We start from the raw sequence: 17,331 nt of genomic DNA on the forward strand, positions 1-17,331 counted from the left end.
AAGGATGGCCCCGACGTGATCGCCCGGCTCATCTTCTTCAACCCGGCAGCTTTTCATCCCCGGCATCCAGCGCCCTGTCCCGATCAAACTCACGGGGCCGTCCTGTCCGGGCCATGCAGTGTCTCCGTCCGTGTGGATAATGTCCTATACTCATCGGTCCGGAACTGGATTGCCTGCATCATGCGCTGAAGCCACCATCAATGGTCTGCATGGCCCCGGTAATGCCGCGCGCCGTGGGGCCGGCCAGAAATGATACATAAGCCGCAACATCGTCTGCGGACCCATGTTCCTTTATGGCCATGACGCTGTGCATGAGGCTGGCCTCGGGGCCATTGGCCGGATTCATATCCGTATCCGTCGGTCCCGGCTGGATGACATTGACCGTGATGCGACGTTCCCCAAAATCCCGTGCCAGCCCCCGTACCATGCTTTGCAGGGCGGATTTGGTCATGCTGTAGGCCGCCAGTCCCTTAAAAGGCACCCGATTGGCGTTCGTGGAGCCGATCAGGATAATCCGGCCGCCATCCGGCATGGCGCGGGCAGCTTCAACCGCGCAGTGATAGGCGGCGCGAATGTTGATATCGATCATGCGATCAATATCGTCAGGATCAAGCGCCAGCGGATCCCCGGCAATGCAGATCCCGGCGTTGAAGACGAAAATGTCGATGGGGCCGACATCGCGCGTGGCGGCAAGGATGGCTGAACGGTCGGTCGCATCCGCATGAACGGCTTCCGTCCCGCTTTCGCGGGCAAGGTCTTCGGCCTTTGCGCGCGAACCGGCCCATGTGAAGCGCACGGACGCGCCTTCGCTTGCCAGACGCCGTACGATTGCGGCGCCAATCCCCCGGCTGCCACCGATAACGACAGCCTTTTTGCCTGAAAAATCCGCCATGTCGCATTCCCCTATGTTCTGTATCGATCAATACAGAACATAGGGCGCCGGTATGCAAGTCAATTCCGTATCGACCGATCTGGAATTTATTCCACCCGATCGACTGTTCAGACCCAGCAGGACGTTCAGCACTCTGTAACCGGGTCAAACCTTGACAGAATCAACATGCGTCTTCGGTCCCATGGGCAGGGTGGGGAGCTGGCGGATGGACTGCGTGCGGCGTCCGGAATGGTGAAGCAGATGAGGACTGAAAAATACGTTCCGATATATCTTGACGTAAGATATATCGGAACGTATATCGATAGTCATGAAACACAGAAACAGACACGCAGGCGGTCGTAACCGCCAGACTTTCTCCCCCGAAGGCATGGCAGGTTCCGGGGAACCCCGTCGCCATCACGGCCGCGGTGGACATCACGGCGGTGGCCGCCGGGGCGGGCGTCACCGGCTGTTCGATTATGGTGAGATGCGGCTCCTGGTCCTCTCGCTGATCGCGGAAAAACCGACCTACGGTTACGAACTGATCCGCATGATCGAGGAAAAATTCGGTGGCAGCTACGCCCCCAGCCCCGGCGTGATCTACCCCACGCTGACCTGGCTGGATGAAGCGGGTTATGCCCGGATTGTCGAAGCCGACGGCCGCAAGAACTACCACATCACGCCGGAAGGCGAGGCGTTCCTGGCCGCCAGCCGTACGGCCCTTGATGAAATCCTGGCCCGCGCCGCGACAGGTGCGGCAGAGGGCAGGGGGGGCCGGAAGAATGTCCCGATGCCGGTCATGCGCGGCATGGAAAACCTGCGCACGGCACTCCGCCTGCGGCTGCGCAACGGCGGGCTTGATACGGAAGCCGAGGAAAAGATCGCAGCCCTGCTGGATGACGCCGCCCGGGCGATCGGACAGGTCTGAACCCCGAATTTCCCTGACCGGTCGGCCAACTGGTCGCCCGGTCAGGCAATGACCCCATAATCCCACCATGTATTGGTCTGTTTTTACGGAATATCATGGTGTGGTTTGTGAGTACCTGAATGCAGGTCACTCACGTTCCGGAATATTCGTTTAAGTTTCCGGAACATTCACCGGAATAATACCGGGCCATGCAGGATCGTGATTTCGTGCCCGGATATTCCCGATACTGTCTGTTACATCATTCGACCTTACATTCCCGTGCATGCGACACGATGTATTAAAGGTCGAATTAAAGGATATATCATGAAGCGTTCAATTCTGTTTGCACTTGCTCTTGGCGCCTCCCTTCCGCTGGCGGCCCAGGCTCAGTCACCTGATCAGAACCAGGGCAGCGGGCAGGGCGAACATCGTGGCCACGGTGGTCATGGCCATCACGGTGGCAGGCATGGCGGTCACGGCGGGAACGGTGGTCAGAATGGCCAGGGCGGTGAAAACCGGAACGGCGGCCCGGGCGAAAACGGGGATCGCGGTGGCGAGAACCGTGGCGACCGGAACAACGGTCCCGGGGATCGTGGCGGCGACAGCCAGAACGGCAACCGGGGCGAACACGACGGCGGTCGCGGCGGTGACCACAATGGCGGCTGGAACCAGAACAACAGCACCTCCAACTGATCCCATTACCCAAGCGGAAGGCCCGGCATATTGCCGGGCCTTTTTTGTTGCAGGAAAGAAAACCGGCAACCGTGACGCCGGGCAAACCGGTAGCGCCCTGACAGATTGTATGCACCCACGTCGCATGACGCAGGGATTGTGTGAAAAGCACTCATTTATAAAGAACATTAAACGTCTCCAGGAACTTTCTGAAAAAAGCTTCAGAAAAAACGTCCTGATGATGAGTGAATGTTTTGCAGACAGGCTGCTTCAGGCTGCCCTGCATGATGGTCCATGGTGTGGCTTGTCGTCGTCCCTGCGCGTGGTAGCATGCCGTTCTTGCCGCAGACGTCGGGGAAAACCGGAGAATGGAAAACAGGCAGGCACTTCCCCTGAAGGAAAAGGTGGCCTACGGCTGTGGTGATGCCGCCTCCAACATGATGTGGGGCATGACCTCATCCTACCTCATGTATTATTACACGGACATATATGGCCTGCCGCTGGTGGCGGTATCGTGGATATTGCTTGTGGCCCGAGTTGTGGATGCCTTCTGCGATCCGGCCATCGGCTATATCGTTGACCGTACGGGGGGGCTGATCGTGCCGCGTCTGATCCGGGCGCTTGCCATTCCCTTTGGCGTGACGGGTTTCGCGTGCTTTCTGGCCCTGCCACTTTCGTCCGCAGGGAAAATCCTGTGGGCAGGGCTGACCTATATCGTATTTGGTGCGGTCTATTCCTGCATCAACACGCCCTATGGCGCGCTGTCGGTCATGATCAGCCGGAGTGCGACGGCGCGCGTGGGCCTGAATGCATTCCGCATGATGGGCTGTCAGGCCGGGTCGCTGTTTGTGGCGCTTATGACCATTCCCGCCATCACATGGCTGGGCGGGGGCGACAGTGCGGCGCAGCACCGGTATGGCATGGCGGTCTATGTGCTGGCCCTGTCGGTTGTGGGCAGCGTCCTGTGGCTGTGCGTGGCGCGTGGCTGCATCGTGCGGCATCCACCAGCACCCGTCCGGCAGGGGCTGGTGATCACGCTGCGCCATCTTTTTGGTAACCGGCGGTGGGTGCTGAGCAATATGCTCGCATTCTTTTATTTCGTGGGGCAGGCGGCCCTGTTCGGGTTTGCCCTGTATTACGCCCGTATTGTCCTTGGCGGCACGGAGCAGCTGGGCGCCAATATCATTACATTCATTACCGTCCTGCTGTTTGCTGGCGTGCCCGCATGCGGGCCACTTGCGCGGCGTCTGGGCACTGTCCGCAGCGGGATCGTATGCCTGATCGTGCAGGGGGCAGCCTATCTGGCCATGGCTGTCGCGGGGGCGTCCATGGCGGGTTTTTTCCTGTCCGCAGGTCTTCTTGCGCTGGCGCAGGGTGTCATGTCGCCGCTGTATTACACCCTGCTGGCCCAGGCCGTGGATGACGGGGACCCGCGTTCCTCGACCGGATCGGCAGGGTTGGCATATTCGATCAATACATGGGTCACGAAACTGGCGATGGGCCTGACCGGTTTCATCCTGGCGCAGTTCCTGTCATGGGGGCATTACGCTGCGGATGGGGCGGCACAGCCACCAGAAGTATCATGGTGGATTACGACGGGATTTGTCTGGCTGCCGCTGTGGGCGGTGTGCATGCAGGCCCTGTGCCTTCTGGCATGGCGTGACAGGGCGTGAGACGTGTGCCGGTGCTGCCGCCTGCTGCGTGATTTTTCCCGCAGGCCCGTGATGGAAATAAAGGTTCATGGGTGTCGCCCTTCTTCATGAAGGCGACGTTTCACCAGACACGTTCATGCGCCTGCCCGATGGTTCCGGTCGCGGTTGTCCCGCGACCGGGAACGATGATGGCCGCGTTAATGGATCACGCCACAGGCCACGCGGTCTCCCGCGCCGCCAATGGGCTGGGTGCGGTAATCATCGGGATTGGCATGGATGACCAGCGCCGACCCGTCGGCATCCAGCAGGGCAGGGCGGCCATCCTTGCCATTCAGGGACACCAGGGTGGAATACAGTTCCACCGTTGCCGTCCCGTCCTGATTGACAAACACATTGGGCAGGTCGCCCGCATCATTGGCGTTCGGGTTCAGCAGGCCATGCACGACGGGGCTGGCCGCATGGACATGTGCGCCCGCGCTGCTGAACTTCGGCGGGCCGCAGTCGCCTTTTTCATGGAAGTGGATGCCATGCCAGCCGGGGATCAGTCCCTTCGCCTCGATATGCAGCAGCACGCCCTTTGGCGCATCCGTGACATGGAGGCTGCCGTGGTCGGTGCCGTCATTGCCGATCAGGCTGCCGGATGCCGTATCGGCGGCATGGGCCACGGCAGGCACGCAGGCCAGTCCGGCAAGAACGGTAAGCAGTTTCAGGCGGGATGTAAGCATGGGATATTCCTTATTCCGGATCGCACGGCAGCCGTAACGGCAGCGGGATGACAGGCCGGTATCCTGCCGGGAAACGCCCGCGCGCTGACACGGCGGGGCCTGTCCGGAACAGCGTGCCGGAATTAAGATACGCTCGCAATAACCACGAACCCGCGCCGTGCGCCCATCCGTCCCGCTACCGGGCCAATATCATGTGGAAACAGGGCGCGGTGCCGGTGGCACGCGTCCTTCACTTTCTGCGGAGGCCGCGCACACGATCTCCGGTCCGTGCCCGACACGACGCGCGGGTCCCGCCACCCGGCAGCACTGGCAGCCCACCGGGGCAGGGTGCGCGCGGCGCTCCGCCGGGAACGGGGCAGTTCCCCTACATGCATTCCCGTTGTATGACCCGACACTTCCCCCTCATGGCATGGCGGCACATGAAGATCGGTTTCCTGTTCAATCACGACTGCACCCATCAGGTCCCGCATACGGCGCCGATCATCAGTGAACTTGCGGCCATGGGGCAGGATGTGACGGTCATTACCTCCACCGCGGCGCAGGAAGCCCATGTCCGCAAAACCATCGCCGCCTGCGCGCAGCGCGTGACATATGCCCGGATTGATATCGGGCCGCTGTCCCGGGCCATAAATACGGTGGCGCGGGCGGTCGTACCGTTCCGCCGCATTGCCAATCTGCGCGAAAACATCGACCTGTTCGCGGGGTTTGACGCGCTGGTGGTGCCCGAGACGACATCGGCGCTGCTGAAAAGCCATTTCAATCTGGATGTACGGCTGATCTACCTGCCGCACGGGGCGGGGGACCGGTCCATCGGGTTTCGCGACGTGACCCGGTTTTTCGACCTTGTGCTGCTGCCCGGCGCCAAGACGCGTGACCGCATGCTGCACAAGAACCTGATCCGCCCCGGGCATCATGCCGTTGTCGGCTATCCCAAATTCGACACCGTGGACATGACGGCGCGCCCGCGCTTTTTTGACAATGACCGGCCTACCGTCCTGTACAACCCGCATTTTGACCCGGTCCTGTCATCATGGTGGGACATGGGGATCGAGGTGCTGGAATGGTTCGCGCGGCAGGATGACTACAACCTGATCTTTGCGCCCCACGTCATGCTGTTCCGCCGCAGGCTGCACACATCGGTCGAACACCGGCGCATCCGCCTGCGCCGCAGGATACCCGAACGGCTGCGCAACCTGTCGCACATACGCATTGATACCGGCAGCCAGAATTCGGTGGACATGTCCTATGTCCTTGCCGCTGATATCTACCTGGGGGATGCCAGCAGCCAGGTCTATGAATGGATCGCCCGGCCGCGCCCGTGCATCTTTATCAATTCCCACCATGCACGCTGGCGCGACAACCCCAACTATGCGCACTGGAACATGGGACAGGTGATCGAGGGCGTGGACGAACTGCCCCACGCCCTTGCTGTGGCATGTGACCGGCAGCGCCTGTTTGCCGCCCGCCAGCAGGCCGCATTCGACGCGACATTCCATACCGTCCCCGGTGAAACCGCCGCCCATCGCGCCGCGAAGGAAATTGTTACATTTTTATGTAAGGATAAACCATCTGCCCAATGACCCGCCGGAATACGTGGTGCTATCCTGCCCGACCGGTTCATGACACGGAGTGTGCAGGGCATGCGCATCGCCTACATTATCAATACGTTTGAAGGTGGTGGCGCTGCCCTTCCCATTCCCGCCATTGCGGACGTTTTCCGCCGGCATGGGCATGAGGTGCATGTCGCCGCCATATGCCGGCGCAACGGGCGCGCCCTGCCCGTGCTGCGCGCCGCCGGGGTGCCCGCCACCGTGCTGGGCGCGGATGACGCCCCCATTCCCCAGCAGCTTCACAGGCTGGATGCCTGGGTACGCAGCATCCGGCCCACCCACCTGTGGACATCGCTGACACGCGCGACCCTGCTGGGGGAACTGGTGGGGGCAAGGCAGCGCATTCCCGTGGTCAGCTGGCAGCATAATGCGTTCCTGCGTCCCGCCAACCTGATGCTGCTGCGCGCCATGAAAAACCTCAGTCAGGTATGGGTGGGGGATTCCGCCTATGTCACCGCGCTGACCCGCCAGAAGCTGGACCTGCCCGCCAGCCGCGTCATGTGCTGGCCCATCTTTCGCGCCTGGCCCGACACGGCTCCCGCGCCCGCATGGCGTGCGGGACAGGTGGTGCAGATCGGCTCGCTCGGGCGGCTGCATGGATCAAAGGGGTACGATGTGCTGTGCCGCGCGCTTGTGCACCTGCGTGACGTGCCGGGCCTGTCACCCTACCGCGTGGTCATTGGCGGCGAAGGGGCGGAGCATGACCGCCTGCAGGCATTCTGCCACCGCCATGGTCTGAGCAATGTGCAGTTTGCCGGTTATGTCGAGGATGTTCAGTCCTTCCTGCGGCAATGCCACATATATGTGCAGCCCTCGCGCTACGAAGGTTTCTGCATTGCGGCGCATGAAGCCATGAACATGGGCCTGCCGGTCGTGGGCAGCGCGGTGGGGGAAATGAACCAGTCCATCATGGACGGGGTCACCGGCTGGAAAGTCGCCCCGGATCGGCCACGGCAACTGGCTGACAGGCTGGAGGCCGCCCTGCGCAACCCTGCGCAACTGGCCGGTATGGGACATGTCGCGCGGGAGTGGGTAATGCGGACATTCAGCGCACGGGCCTTTGACGCCGCCGGGGCCGCGATCCTGCGCCGCATGGACACATAGGGGTACGGGCCGGGGCGGAGGGGTACGAAAAAATAGCGGGAAACCACGGTTTTATGGCCGGTGTTCCCACCGTGCCCCATCCCGTGCCAAACCCTTACCATTATATATTACCCATACATATAGTTTATTATACTATGGGGTACGGTGGGAACAGGGGCACGTCATGTCCCGCCCAATAACCGGGCAGGCGGGGAAAACCGCCACTGGCGGCGCCACACGGCCGGGCGGGCGGCGCGTGCCCCATCCCCGATCGGGGATGGGAACACAGGTCAGATGATCACGTCCGGCGGGGACTGCTTGGTCAGCCGGTCATACTGCTGCAGGGATGACAGCAGGTCCTCCATGCAGGCCAGTGGCAGCATGGTTGCGCCATCACTCGGCGCGGTATCGGGATCGGGATGGGTTTCGATGAACACGCCTGCAACGCCAATGGCCAGTGCCGCGCGCGCAAGGATGGGCGCGAACACCCGCTGCCCGCCCGAAGCCGAACCAAGGCCGCCGGGCTGCTGCACCGAATGGGTGGCGTCATAGATCACGGGATAGCCGGTTCCCGCCATGATCGGCAGGGCGCGCATATCATTGACCAGCGTGTTGTAGCCAAATGACGTGCCGCGTTCACACAGCATGATGCGTTCATTACCGGTGGAGGCAACCTTGGCCGCGACATTGGCCATGTCCCACGGGGCAAGGAACTGCCCCTTCTTGATATTGACCGCCGCCCCCGTCTGTCCCGCAGCCAGCAGAAGGTCGGTCTGGCGGCACAGGAAGGCCGGGATCTGCAGCACGTCGGCCACTTCCGCCACCGGGGCGCACTGGTCGGGCTGGTGCACGTCGGTCAGTACCGGCATGCCGAAACGCGCGCGGACCTGCGACAGGATATCCAGCCCCTGCGCCATGCCCACGCCACGCGCGCCGTTGATGGAGGTGCGGTTGGCCTTGTCGAACGAGCTTTTGTAGATCAGCCCGATACCCAGCTTCGTTGCAATCCCATGCAGCGCGTCGGCCACTTCACTGGCCTGCTGCTGGGATTCGATCTGGCACGGCCCTGCGATCAGCACGAAAGGGGCTTCGTTGCTGACATTCAGCCCGCCAATGGTAACGGCGCGATGGTCGGTCATCGTTTGCCGCCCGTCCGTTCCGCCGCCTTTGCGACCGCAGCCTTGATGAAGCCGGAGAACAGCGGATGCGGGTCAAACGGCTTGGACAGCAGTTCAGGGTGGTACTGCACCGCGATGAACCACGGATGGTCGGGATATTCCACCACTTCGGGCAGGATGCCGTCGGGCGACATGCCCGAAAAGCGCAGGCCGGTCTTTTCCAGCTGCTCGCGGTAGTGGTTGTTGACCTCGTACCGGTGGCGGTGGCGTTCGCGGATGTCGGTGGTGCCATAGGTTTCGGCAGCGCGCGAGCCTTCGGCCAGCTTGGCGGGATAGGCGCCAAGGCGCATGGTGCCGCCCATTTCGCCGCCTTCACGCCGGCGCAGCAGTTCGTTGCCCCGCGCCCATTCGGTCATCAGCCCCACCAGCGGCTGGTCGGTCGGCCCGAATTCGGTGGACGACGCATCCGTAATGCCCGCAAGGTTACGCGCGCATTCGATCACCGCCATCTGCATGCCAAAGCAGATGCCCATGAACGGGATGTTGTTTTCACGCGCATATTTCACGGCGCGGATCTTGCCTTCCGACCCGCGTTCGCCAAACCCGCCGGGCACCAGAATGGCGTCGCTGCGGGCCAGCGTGTTCACCGCGTCGTCCGATTTCTCGAAATCCTCGGCCTCGACCCAGTTCAGGCGCACGCGCGCACGGTTGGCGATGCCGCCATGCTGCAGCGCCTCGATCAGGGATTTGTAGCTGTCCAGCAGGGCGGTGTACTTGCCGACCACCGTCACCAGCACCTCGCGGTCGGGGTGGCGGACGGCATCCACGATCCTTTCCCACCGCGACAGGTCGGGGTCGGGGGTGGTGGGCAGGCCGAAATGGTGCAGCACCTCGGTATCCATGCCTTCGGCGTGGTACGAGATGGGGCAGGCATAAATGGTGTCCACATCGCGCGCCGCGATCACGGCCTGCGGGCGGACATTGCAGAAGCTGGCGATCTTGCGGCGTTCGTTTTCGGGAATTTCCCGGTCCGAACGGCAGACCAGCATCTGCGGCTGGATGCCAACATTCTGCAGTTCCTTGACGGAATGCTGCGTGGGCTTTGTCTTCAGCTCACCCGCCGCCGCGATCCACGGCAGCAGGGTGAGGTGGATGAACATCGTCTGGTCGGGGCCAAGGTCGTTGCGCAGCTGGCGTATGGATTCAAGGAAGGGCAGGCTTTCGATATCGCCCACCGTGCCACCGATCTCGACCAGGACGAAATCGAGGTCCTCGGTGTCCGCCACGATCGTTTCCTTGATCGAGTCGGTAATGTGGGGAATGACCTGCACGGTCGCACCCAGGTAATCGCCACGCCGTTCGCGCGCGATCACGCCGGAATAGATCTGCCCCGTCGTGGCATTGTCCGCCCGGGTGGCGTGCACACCGGTAAAGCGTTCATAATGGCCAAGGTCCAGATCCGTTTCCGCACCGTCGTCGGTCACGAAGACCTCGCCGTGCTGGTAGGGACTCATCGTCCCCGGATCGACATTCAGATAGGGGTCAAGCTTGCGCAACCGGACCCGATAGCCACGGGCCTGGAGCAGGGCAGCAAGGGCAGCCGAAGCAATGCCTTTGCCGAGGGAGGACACCACGCCGCCGGTGATGAATACAAACCGCGTCATGGATGGCCTTTCTACACAGCTTGCGCCCGCGCTGCAAAGGCTACGATGCGACACGGGCCGAAAAAATGAAAAATGCCCCGGCACGGAATGCCGGGGCAGTTCTGAAAGTCGCCATAAACCGCGAAAAAATCAGTGCGTGTCCGCGGGCGCGCCGGCTGCGGGCGGCTGGGCCAGGATGTCATGCCCGGCACCGGTCGATGCCCCGCGATTCATGACCGCAAGCGTCAGAGACAGCACCATGAACACCGTGCCCAGCACGGCGGTCGAACGCGTAAGCAGCGTTGCCGTCCCGCGCCCGGACATGAAGGAGCCCATGCCCTGCGACCCGCCGATTCCAAGGCCGCCGCCCTCGCTGCGCTGGATCAGGATGGTCCCGATCAGCGCGATGGTGACGAACAGGTGCAGTAGAAGAAGAACAGTGATCATGCGTCTTTCCAGTCAGGGCCCCGCCCGCCGCGCGGCAATCACGAAGCGCGGGCGGCGCGGACAAGCGGCACGAAGGCGTCGGCCTTCAGGCTGGCATTGCCCACCAGCGCCCCGTCCACGTGTTCGACAGGCAGGATATCGGTGACATTGCGTGCGTTAACGGACCCACCATAAAGGATTTGGATCGTTTTGCCAGCATCACCGAACTGCCGCACCAGTTCGGCGCGGATAAAGGCGGCCATGTCGGCAATATCCTGCTGGGACGCGGCCTGTCCCGTGCCAATGGCCCAGATGGGTTCGTAGGCGACAATTCCCTTGAACCCCTGCGGTAGCGAGCCCTCAAGCTGCCAGCCCACTGTGGCCTGCGAATCCCCGGCGGAGCGCTGGTCGTCGTTTTCGCCCACACATACGATGGGGGTCAGGCCCGCCTCCATGGCGGCGACCGTCTTTTCACGTACGGTTTCATCCAGTTCATGGTGTTCGGCGCGGCGTTCGGAATGGCCAAGGATGACGTATTCCACGCCAAGGTCCACCAGCATGGGGGCGGAAATGTCGCCGGTATGGGCACCCGACCTGTCCTTGTGGCAGTCCTGCGCGCCCAGACCGATCCCGGCCTGCTTCAGCTTCGGCGCAAGGCGGGCCAGCTGCGTGAAGGGCGGGCAGACCACCACGTCGGCCCGTGGGGTCAGTGTGGCCAGTTCCGCGACCAGTCCGTCCACCAGCGCGTCGGCATCCGCGCTCAGGCCATTCATTTTCCAGTTGCCGACAATTATCTGCTTCATGTTTCCACTCCTGCGCCCATGCCGCAGCATACCGCCTGCGCGGCGCGTGGCATGGTTGTCATGGGGGTGCAGCCTACACCATGGCGCGACCCCGGTTGCAACCCGCCTGCGCCGCATCACGGGCGTGCGTGCATCCTTGTGCTGGTCAAACCGCTGGCGTGACCGTATGGTGCCCGACCGGAAAACAGGGCGCCCGCATGGGGGCGCATGGTGTGCACGCCCTGTTCCATCCGGCTTTGTCTTGGTCCTGGCGCAGGGTTTTTCATGCTATCTTTTCTGTATCGCGTGTTTGTCGATTCATGGGTGGGACGCATCGTCGCCGGGCTGTTTTTCCTTGCCTTCATCGGGTTCGGGGTGGGCGACGTGCTGATGAACATCGGCACCGAACGCGCCGATGTCGTGGCGCGCGTGGGCGATCGCCCCATTCTGGTGCAGTCGTACCAGAACGCGCTGCAGTCCGAGATGCCGCAGGTGGCGCAGTCCATGCACCTGTCCGATCCGTCCCAGATTCCGGCGGCCACGCGTGAACAGATCGCCCGGCAGGTCCTGACCCGCCTGGTGCTGCAGGCCGAAATAGCCGAGGCCGCCGACCGCCACGGCCTGATCGTGCCCGATTCCGTGGTGCGGGATGAAATTTTCTCCATTCCCGCCTTCAGGGGGCGCGACGGGCAGTTCGATCGCGCGCTGTTCAACGACCGCCTGCGCCGTACCGGCATGTCCGAAGGGCGGCTGGTGGACCTGGTGCGTCAGGAGCAGGCGTCGCGCGTGCTGCTGCAGCCGATTCGCGATGGCGCCACCGTGCCCGACGTCATGACCCGCCGCCTGTTTGATTTCGAGGCCCAGACCCGCACCATTGACCTTGTGCGCGTGCCGTTCGACAGCCAGCAGGTTACGGCCAGCCCCACGCCGGCCCAGCTTGCGCGCTACCATGCCAACCACCCGTGGGAATTCACCGCGCCGGAATTCCGTCATGCCCGCATTGTCGTGCTGTCTGCGGACACGATCGGTCGCCAGCTGGACATATCGGATGACGAACTGCACAAGGCGTACGAGGCGCAGGCCCAGACCTTCAATTCGCCCGAACGCCGCACCGTGCAGATCGTGACCGTGCCGACCGAAGCGCGCGCCACCGCCCTGCGCGCACAGTGGGTGGATGCAGGTGCATGGGCGCAGGTGCAGAAGGATGCAGGCAAGGATGCGGCGGCGGTGGAACTGCCGGGCATCAAGGTTACGGACGTGCCTTCCGCCGATCTTGGCAAGCAGATCTTCGCCGCCCCCGCCGATGCAACGCAGGGACCGATCAAGAGCGAGGGCGGCTGGGTCGTCTTCCGCGTGACCGCCGTCACCCCCGCGCATGCAACGCCTTTTGCCGATGTGCGTCAGGCGCTGCATGACCAGGTCGCCCATTCCCGCGCGCAGGCGCTGCTGGCCGACCGGGTACAGAAGCTGCAGGACACCATTGCCGGTGGCGGGCTGGAGTCCATTCCTGCCGATATCGGGGCCGCTGCCGTCTCGGGCGATGTGGATGCATCTGGCCTGACGCATGATGGCAACCCCGCCCCGATCCCGGGTAGCGACGCGGCGCGGCAGGCGATCGTGGCGCGTATCTTCGCGCAGGCGAAGGGGGCGAACCCCGAACTGCTGCAGGGGCCCGACGGGGTGTGGTACGCGGTATCGGTTGACGGCGTGACCCCGGGCCATGCCCTGAGCCTGCAGGAAGCCGGCCCGCGCGTAACCGCCGCGTGGCTGGCCGATATCCGCCGCCACATGGCCGACCAGCAGGCCACCGCATATTATACGCAGGCACAGGGGCAGGGCGGTCTGGGCCATGTCAGCCCCGCCATCGCCGGGCTGGAACACAGCCAGCCGATTTCCCCCATGCAGCCCGCGCCGGAAATCCCGCGTGAGGTCGCGGCCCTGATCTTCCGCCTGTCCCAGCCGGGGCAGAGCGTGATGACGCAGGCGGACGACGCCTACGTGGTCGCGACGCTGACGGCCATCAACCACCCCGACCCGGCCGCGCAGAAAAACCTGTATGACCGCGTGCGCGCGGGCCTGACGCAGTCGATGGGCGATGATATCGAAATGACCTATGGCAGCGCGCTGGAAGGCGTGGTCAAGCCCAAGCCGAATGATTCCGCCATCAAGGCGGTGATGTCGGACGTAACAGGTAGCCAGAATACGGGAACAGCACAGTGACAGCAGACGCCCCGCGCATCCGCCCCTCCTTCCGGCAGGCTGACGCCGCCCAGCGTGAAGCGGCGCTGGCCGACCTGCGTGCAGGCAGGAGCACCGTGGCATGGCGGGTGGAGCCTGCGGACCTGCTGACCCCGGTGGCCGCCTTCCTGCGGCTGTCGCGCCTTGCGCGCAGCCATGGGGGCGGCAATGGCGGGCATAACGCCTTCCTGCTGGAAAGTGTCGAGGGCGGGACCTCACGCGGGCGGTATTCCGTCATCGGCCTGCTGCCCGACCTGATCTGGCGCTGCCATGACGGCCGGGCCAGCGTGTGTCATGATCCCGCCGCCGCCACCCACGAATTCGTGCCCGAAACCGATGCGCCGCTGGTGTCCCTGCGCCGCATCCTGCACGAAAGCCGCATGGACCTGCCCGAAGGGCTGCCGCCCATGACCGGCGGCGTGTTCGGCTACCTTGGCTATGACATGATCCGCCAGGTCGAGCACCTGCCCGACATGCCGGCCGATGATCTTGGCCTGCCCGAAGGCATCATGATCCGTCCGGGCCTGTTCGCGATATTCGACACGGTGCGCGACGAACTGCTGCTGGCCGCCCCCCTGCGTCCCACGGCGGGACAGGCGCCCGAAGCCATATGGGATGCGGCACAGGACCGGCTGCAGCAGGCGCGCGCCGCCCTGTCCACCCCCGTCGAACTGCCTGACGGGCCGGTGGGCGACATGCCGGCCCCCGTGCCGCAGTCCACCATGACGCGCGAGGAATTCTGCGCCGTCGTGCGCAGGCTGCAGGACTACATCGCGGCGGGCGACGCCTTCCAGATCGTGCCCAGCCAGCGGTTCAGCGCGCCGTTCAGCCTGCCGCCATTCGCGCTGTACCGCGCGCTGCGGCGGATCAATCCGGCACCCTTCCTGTTCTATCTTGACCTGGACGGGTTCAGTCTTGTTGGCTCCTCACCAGAAATCCTGGTGCGCCTGCGTGAAGGCACCATGACCGTGCGCCCGCTGGCGGGAACCCGCCCGCGTGGCCGCACGACAGCCGAGGACATGGCGCTGGAGGCAGAACTGCTGGCCGATCCCAAGGAACGCGCCGAGCACCTGATGCTGATCGATCTTGGCCGCAACGACGTGGGCCGGGTGTGCGAGCTGGGTTCGGTGAAGGTGACGGAGCAGTTCGTGATCGAACGCTTCAGCCATGTCATGCATATCTCTTCCAACGTGGAGGGGACACTGCGCCCTGATCTGGAGGCGCTGGACGCGCTGATGTCGGGCTTCCCCGCAGGCACGCTGACGGGGGCCCCGAAAATCCGCGCCATGCAGATCATTGACGAGGTGGAGCCGACCCGCCGCGCCACCTATGCCGGGTGCATTGGCTATTTCGGCCCCGATGGCGACATGGATACCTGCATCGGCCTGCGCATGGCAGTGGTCAAGGACGGGCGGATGTACGTGCAGGCGGGCTGTGGCGTGGTGGCCGACAGCGTGCCCGACGCGGAATACGAGGAAACCCGCCAGAAGGCCCGCGCCCTGTTCCGCGCGGCGGAGGAGGCGGTCCGCTTCGCCAGTGGCGACGGCGCATAAGGCATTTTGTTGACGTGTGCGCACATGATACAGAAGAGGAAGACACGCCGGGCCGGACCTGAGGGTTTGACCCGGCCCAGCGGAAAAGCCATGATACGCCCATGATCCTCCTGATCGATAATTATGACAGCTTCACGTTCAACCTCGTCCACTATCTGGGGGACCTGGGGGAGACGTGCGCGGTCTATCGCAATGACGCGATCAGCGTGGAGGACGCGCTGGCGCTGAAGCCGGAGGCGATCGTCATTTCACCCGGCCCCTGTTCCCCCAACGAGGCCGGGATCTGCTGCGACCTGATTGCGGCGGCGGCGGGGAAGGTGCCGGTCTTTGGCGTCTGCCTTGGCCATCAGGCGATCGGTCAGGTCTTTGGCGGGAAAGTCGTGCGCGCGCCCGTGCCGATGCATGGCAAGGTCTCGCCCGTGTATCATGACGGGACCGATATCTTCACCGGCCTGCCGGACCCGTTCAACGCCACCCGCTACCACAGCCTGACGGTCGACCCCGACAGCCTGCCCGCCACCCTTGTGGCGACGGCGCATACGGATGACGGCGTGATCATGGGCCTGCGCCATGCGACGCTGCCGGTCTTTGGCGTACAGTTCCACCCCGAAAGCATTGCATCGGAATATGGCCACAGGATCATGGCCAATTTCCTGTCCATCGCACGCGGCACCAGCACACCGCGCAAGGCCGCCTGACCGGCGATGGCCAGCAGCAGGGACAGCGCCTCGGTCGCCAGCACCACGTTCCGCGATAGTCTGGGACGTGTCGCGGGCGGCGAAGCCGTGGCGCCTGAGATGGCGCAGACTGCAATAAGGTATATCGAAAGCGGCGATGCAGGGGAGGTGCCTGCTGTCGCCTTTCTGACCGCGTTATATATGCAGGGAAAATTACGATCTGATCCGGTGGAACTGGAATCTGTCCTGCTTAATCGTGCTCCTGATCTCACAGGCATGACGCCGGAATTCCGCGACATACTGGACCAGACGCTGGATGGTCACGCCCTGAACGCGGACATGGCGCAGGTCGCCTTTGACCAGATCATGGATGGCCGGGTCAGCGCAGGGGGGCTTGCCGCCTTCCTGACCGCGCTGCACATGCGCGGCGAGACCGTGACCGAACTGGCGGCCGCCGTCCGCGCCATGCGCGCGCGCATGGTGGCGGTGCCCGACATGCCGGCGGGGGCGATTGACGTATGCGGCACCGGCGGCGACGGGCTGGGCACGCTGAATGTCTCCACCGCCGTGGCGTTCGTGCTGGCCGCCCTTGGCGTGCAGGTGGTCAAGCATGGCAACCGGGCACTGTCCTCGCGCTCGGGGGCGACGGATGTGCTGCTGGAACTGGGCGTGCCGCTGCCGGTGGACCACGGGCATATCGGTGCCATGGTGGCGGAGCATAAGCTGACCTTCCTTGCCGCCACAAATCACCATCCCGCCATGCGGCATGTGGGCGCGGTGCGTCGGGCGCTGGGCTTTCGCACCATTTTCAACCTGCTGGGCCCGCTGTGTAACCCCGCGGGTGTCACGCGCCAGATGGTGGGCGTGTTCTCCCCCGACTGGCTGGACCCCATGGTGCGCACGTTGCAGGCGACCGGGTCCACGCGCGTGTGGGCCATAAGCGGGGATTGCGGCGAAGGGCGGTTCATTGACGAACTGACCCTGGCCGGCCCCAACCATGCCGTCATCCTTGAGGACGGGCAGATCCGTCCGCTGGTTGTGGATGCGGCGCGCGCCGGGCTTGCGCCCGCGCCGATTTCGGCCATTGCCGGTGGTACGCCCGCGCACAACGCATGCGCCCTGCGGGATCTGGCACATGGCGCGCGCGGCGCGTACCGTGACACCGTGCTGCTGAACGCGGCGGTGGCGTTGCATGTGGCGGGCGAGGGGAACAATATTATCCGGGGTGGCGACGCGATCGACTATGCTGCCCTGCAGGGGAACATCGACCGCGCGGCCGGTGCCCTTGATAATGGTGCGGTCGCGGCCGTGCTGGAGGCTGTCCGGAATTTCCGGGCGGACATGCCAAACAGAGTAACAGGGTAGAAAATGAAC

16 protein-coding genes are annotated in these 17,331 nt (G+C 63.8%); 9 read left to right on the forward strand and 7 right to left on the reverse strand.

Annotated features, from left to right (window positions below; genetic code table 11):
• Positions 1 to 178: 178 nt before the first annotated feature.
• The gene (bdcA, locus tag HNO79_RS09905) at positions 179 to 892 is read right to left on the reverse strand and encodes an SDR family oxidoreductase (RefSeq protein ID WP_214164816.1); all 714 of its coding nucleotides are present in this window, start codon (positions 890 to 892) and stop codon (positions 179 to 181) included.
• A gap of 307 nt (positions 893 to 1,199) precedes the next feature.
• On the opposite strand from bdcA, the gene HNO79_RS09910 reads away from it, so the two are divergent.
• Positions 1,200 to 1,799 (forward strand): PadR family transcriptional regulator, encoded by a 600-nt coding sequence (locus HNO79_RS09910; protein WP_029329435.1) that lies wholly within the window; start codon positions 1,200 to 1,202, stop codon positions 1,797 to 1,799.
• 369 nt (positions 1,800 to 2,168) lie between these two features.
• On the opposite strand, the gene HNO79_RS09915 is transcribed toward HNO79_RS09910, so the two are convergent.
• A complete protein-coding gene (locus HNO79_RS09915) occupies positions 2,169 to 2,477 on the reverse strand; it encodes a hypothetical protein (protein ID WP_010514230.1) in 309 nt (102 codons plus the stop codon).
• A gap of 341 nt (positions 2,478 to 2,818) precedes the next feature.
• On the opposite strand from HNO79_RS09915, the gene HNO79_RS09920 reads away from it, so the two are divergent.
• Positions 2,819 to 4,123 carry an MFS transporter gene (locus HNO79_RS09920; RefSeq protein ID WP_214164815.1) on the forward strand — a complete coding sequence of 435 codons (1,305 nt, stop codon included), beginning with the start codon at positions 2,819 to 2,821 and terminating at the stop codon, positions 4,121 to 4,123.
• A 176-nt stretch (positions 4,124 to 4,299) separates the two neighbouring features.
• Here the strand turns inward: HNO79_RS09920 and sodC are convergent, their stop codons facing one another.
• Complete coding sequence (gene sodC / locus HNO79_RS09925; RefSeq protein ID WP_214164814.1) at positions 4,300 to 4,827, reverse strand: superoxide dismutase[Cu-Zn]; 528 nt, start codon at positions 4,825 to 4,827, stop codon at positions 4,300 to 4,302.
• Between the two features lie 383 nt (positions 4,828 to 5,210).
• Here sodC and HNO79_RS09930 point away from each other — a divergent pair, with 383 nt between their 5' ends.
• Together HNO79_RS09930 and HNO79_RS09935 are read left to right on the forward strand one after the other, a co-directional pair.
• Complete coding sequence (locus HNO79_RS09930) at positions 5,211 to 6,407, forward strand: hypothetical protein (protein ID WP_244987498.1); 1,197 nt, start codon at positions 5,211 to 5,213, stop codon at positions 6,405 to 6,407.
• Between the two features lie 60 nt (positions 6,408 to 6,467).
• Positions 6,468 to 7,541: a glycosyltransferase family 4 protein gene (locus HNO79_RS09935; protein WP_214164813.1), complete on the forward strand. Its 1,074-nt coding sequence runs from the start codon at positions 6,468 to 6,470 to the stop codon at positions 7,539 to 7,541.
• A gap of 269 nt (positions 7,542 to 7,810) precedes the next feature.
• On the opposite strand, the gene kdsA is transcribed toward HNO79_RS09935, so the two are convergent.
• The 4 genes from kdsA to tpiA all read right to left on the reverse strand — a co-directional run bounded on the left by kdsA (position 7,811) and on the right by tpiA (position 11,510).
• Positions 7,811 to 8,659 (reverse strand): 3-deoxy-8-phosphooctulonate synthase, encoded by an 849-nt coding sequence (gene kdsA, locus HNO79_RS09940; RefSeq protein ID WP_214164812.1) that lies wholly within the window; start codon positions 8,657 to 8,659, stop codon positions 7,811 to 7,813.
• Entirely contained in the window at positions 8,656 to 10,302 is a 1,647-nt protein-coding gene (locus tag HNO79_RS09945; RefSeq protein WP_214164811.1) for a CTP synthase, read from the reverse strand. The genes kdsA and HNO79_RS09945 overlap by 4 nt, the downstream gene beginning before the upstream one ends.
• Positions 10,303 to 10,431: 129 nt before the next feature.
• Positions 10,432 to 10,728 (reverse strand): preprotein translocase subunit SecG, encoded by a 297-nt coding sequence (gene secG, locus HNO79_RS09950; protein WP_010514237.1) that lies wholly within the window; start codon positions 10,726 to 10,728, stop codon positions 10,432 to 10,434.
• A 38-nt stretch (positions 10,729 to 10,766) separates the two neighbouring features.
• The gene (gene tpiA / locus HNO79_RS09955; RefSeq protein ID WP_200409500.1) at positions 10,767 to 11,510 is read right to left on the reverse strand and encodes a triose-phosphate isomerase; all 744 of its coding nucleotides are present in this window, start codon (positions 11,508 to 11,510) and stop codon (positions 10,767 to 10,769) included.
• Between the two features lie 18 nt (positions 11,511 to 11,528).
• On the opposite strand from tpiA, the gene HNO79_RS09960 reads away from it, so the two are divergent.
• The 5 genes from HNO79_RS09960 to trpD all read left to right on the forward strand — a co-directional run bounded on the left by HNO79_RS09960 (position 11,529) and on the right by trpD (position 17,322).
• Positions 11,529 to 11,672, forward strand: a complete 144-nt coding sequence (locus tag HNO79_RS09960; RefSeq protein ID WP_187294150.1) for a hypothetical protein — start codon at positions 11,529 to 11,531, stop codon at positions 11,670 to 11,672.
• A 45-nt stretch (positions 11,673 to 11,717) separates the two neighbouring features.
• The gene (locus HNO79_RS09965) at positions 11,718 to 13,709 is read left to right on the forward strand and encodes a peptidylprolyl isomerase (protein ID WP_214164810.1); all 1,992 of its coding nucleotides are present in this window, start codon (positions 11,718 to 11,720) and stop codon (positions 13,707 to 13,709) included.
• A complete protein-coding gene (trpE, locus tag HNO79_RS09970; protein ID WP_110507236.1) occupies positions 13,706 to 15,280 on the forward strand; it encodes an anthranilate synthase component I in 1,575 nt (524 codons plus the stop codon). The genes HNO79_RS09965 and trpE overlap by 4 nt, the downstream gene beginning before the upstream one ends.
• A gap of 101 nt (positions 15,281 to 15,381) precedes the next feature.
• Positions 15,382 to 15,978 (forward strand): anthranilate synthase component II, encoded by a 597-nt coding sequence (locus HNO79_RS09975; RefSeq protein WP_010514241.1) that lies wholly within the window; start codon positions 15,382 to 15,384, stop codon positions 15,976 to 15,978.
• 6 nt (positions 15,979 to 15,984) lie between these two features.
• Positions 15,985 to 17,322: an anthranilate phosphoribosyltransferase gene (gene trpD / locus HNO79_RS09980; protein WP_214164809.1), complete on the forward strand. Its 1,338-nt coding sequence runs from the start codon at positions 15,985 to 15,987 to the stop codon at positions 17,320 to 17,322.
• The last annotated feature ends 9 nt before the right edge of the window (positions 17,323 to 17,331 follow it).

This window comes from Komagataeibacter oboediens (assembly GCF_018491655.1).
In the GTDB taxonomy this organism is placed as follows: Bacteria; Pseudomonadota; Alphaproteobacteria; order Acetobacterales; family Acetobacteraceae; genus Komagataeibacter; species Komagataeibacter oboediens.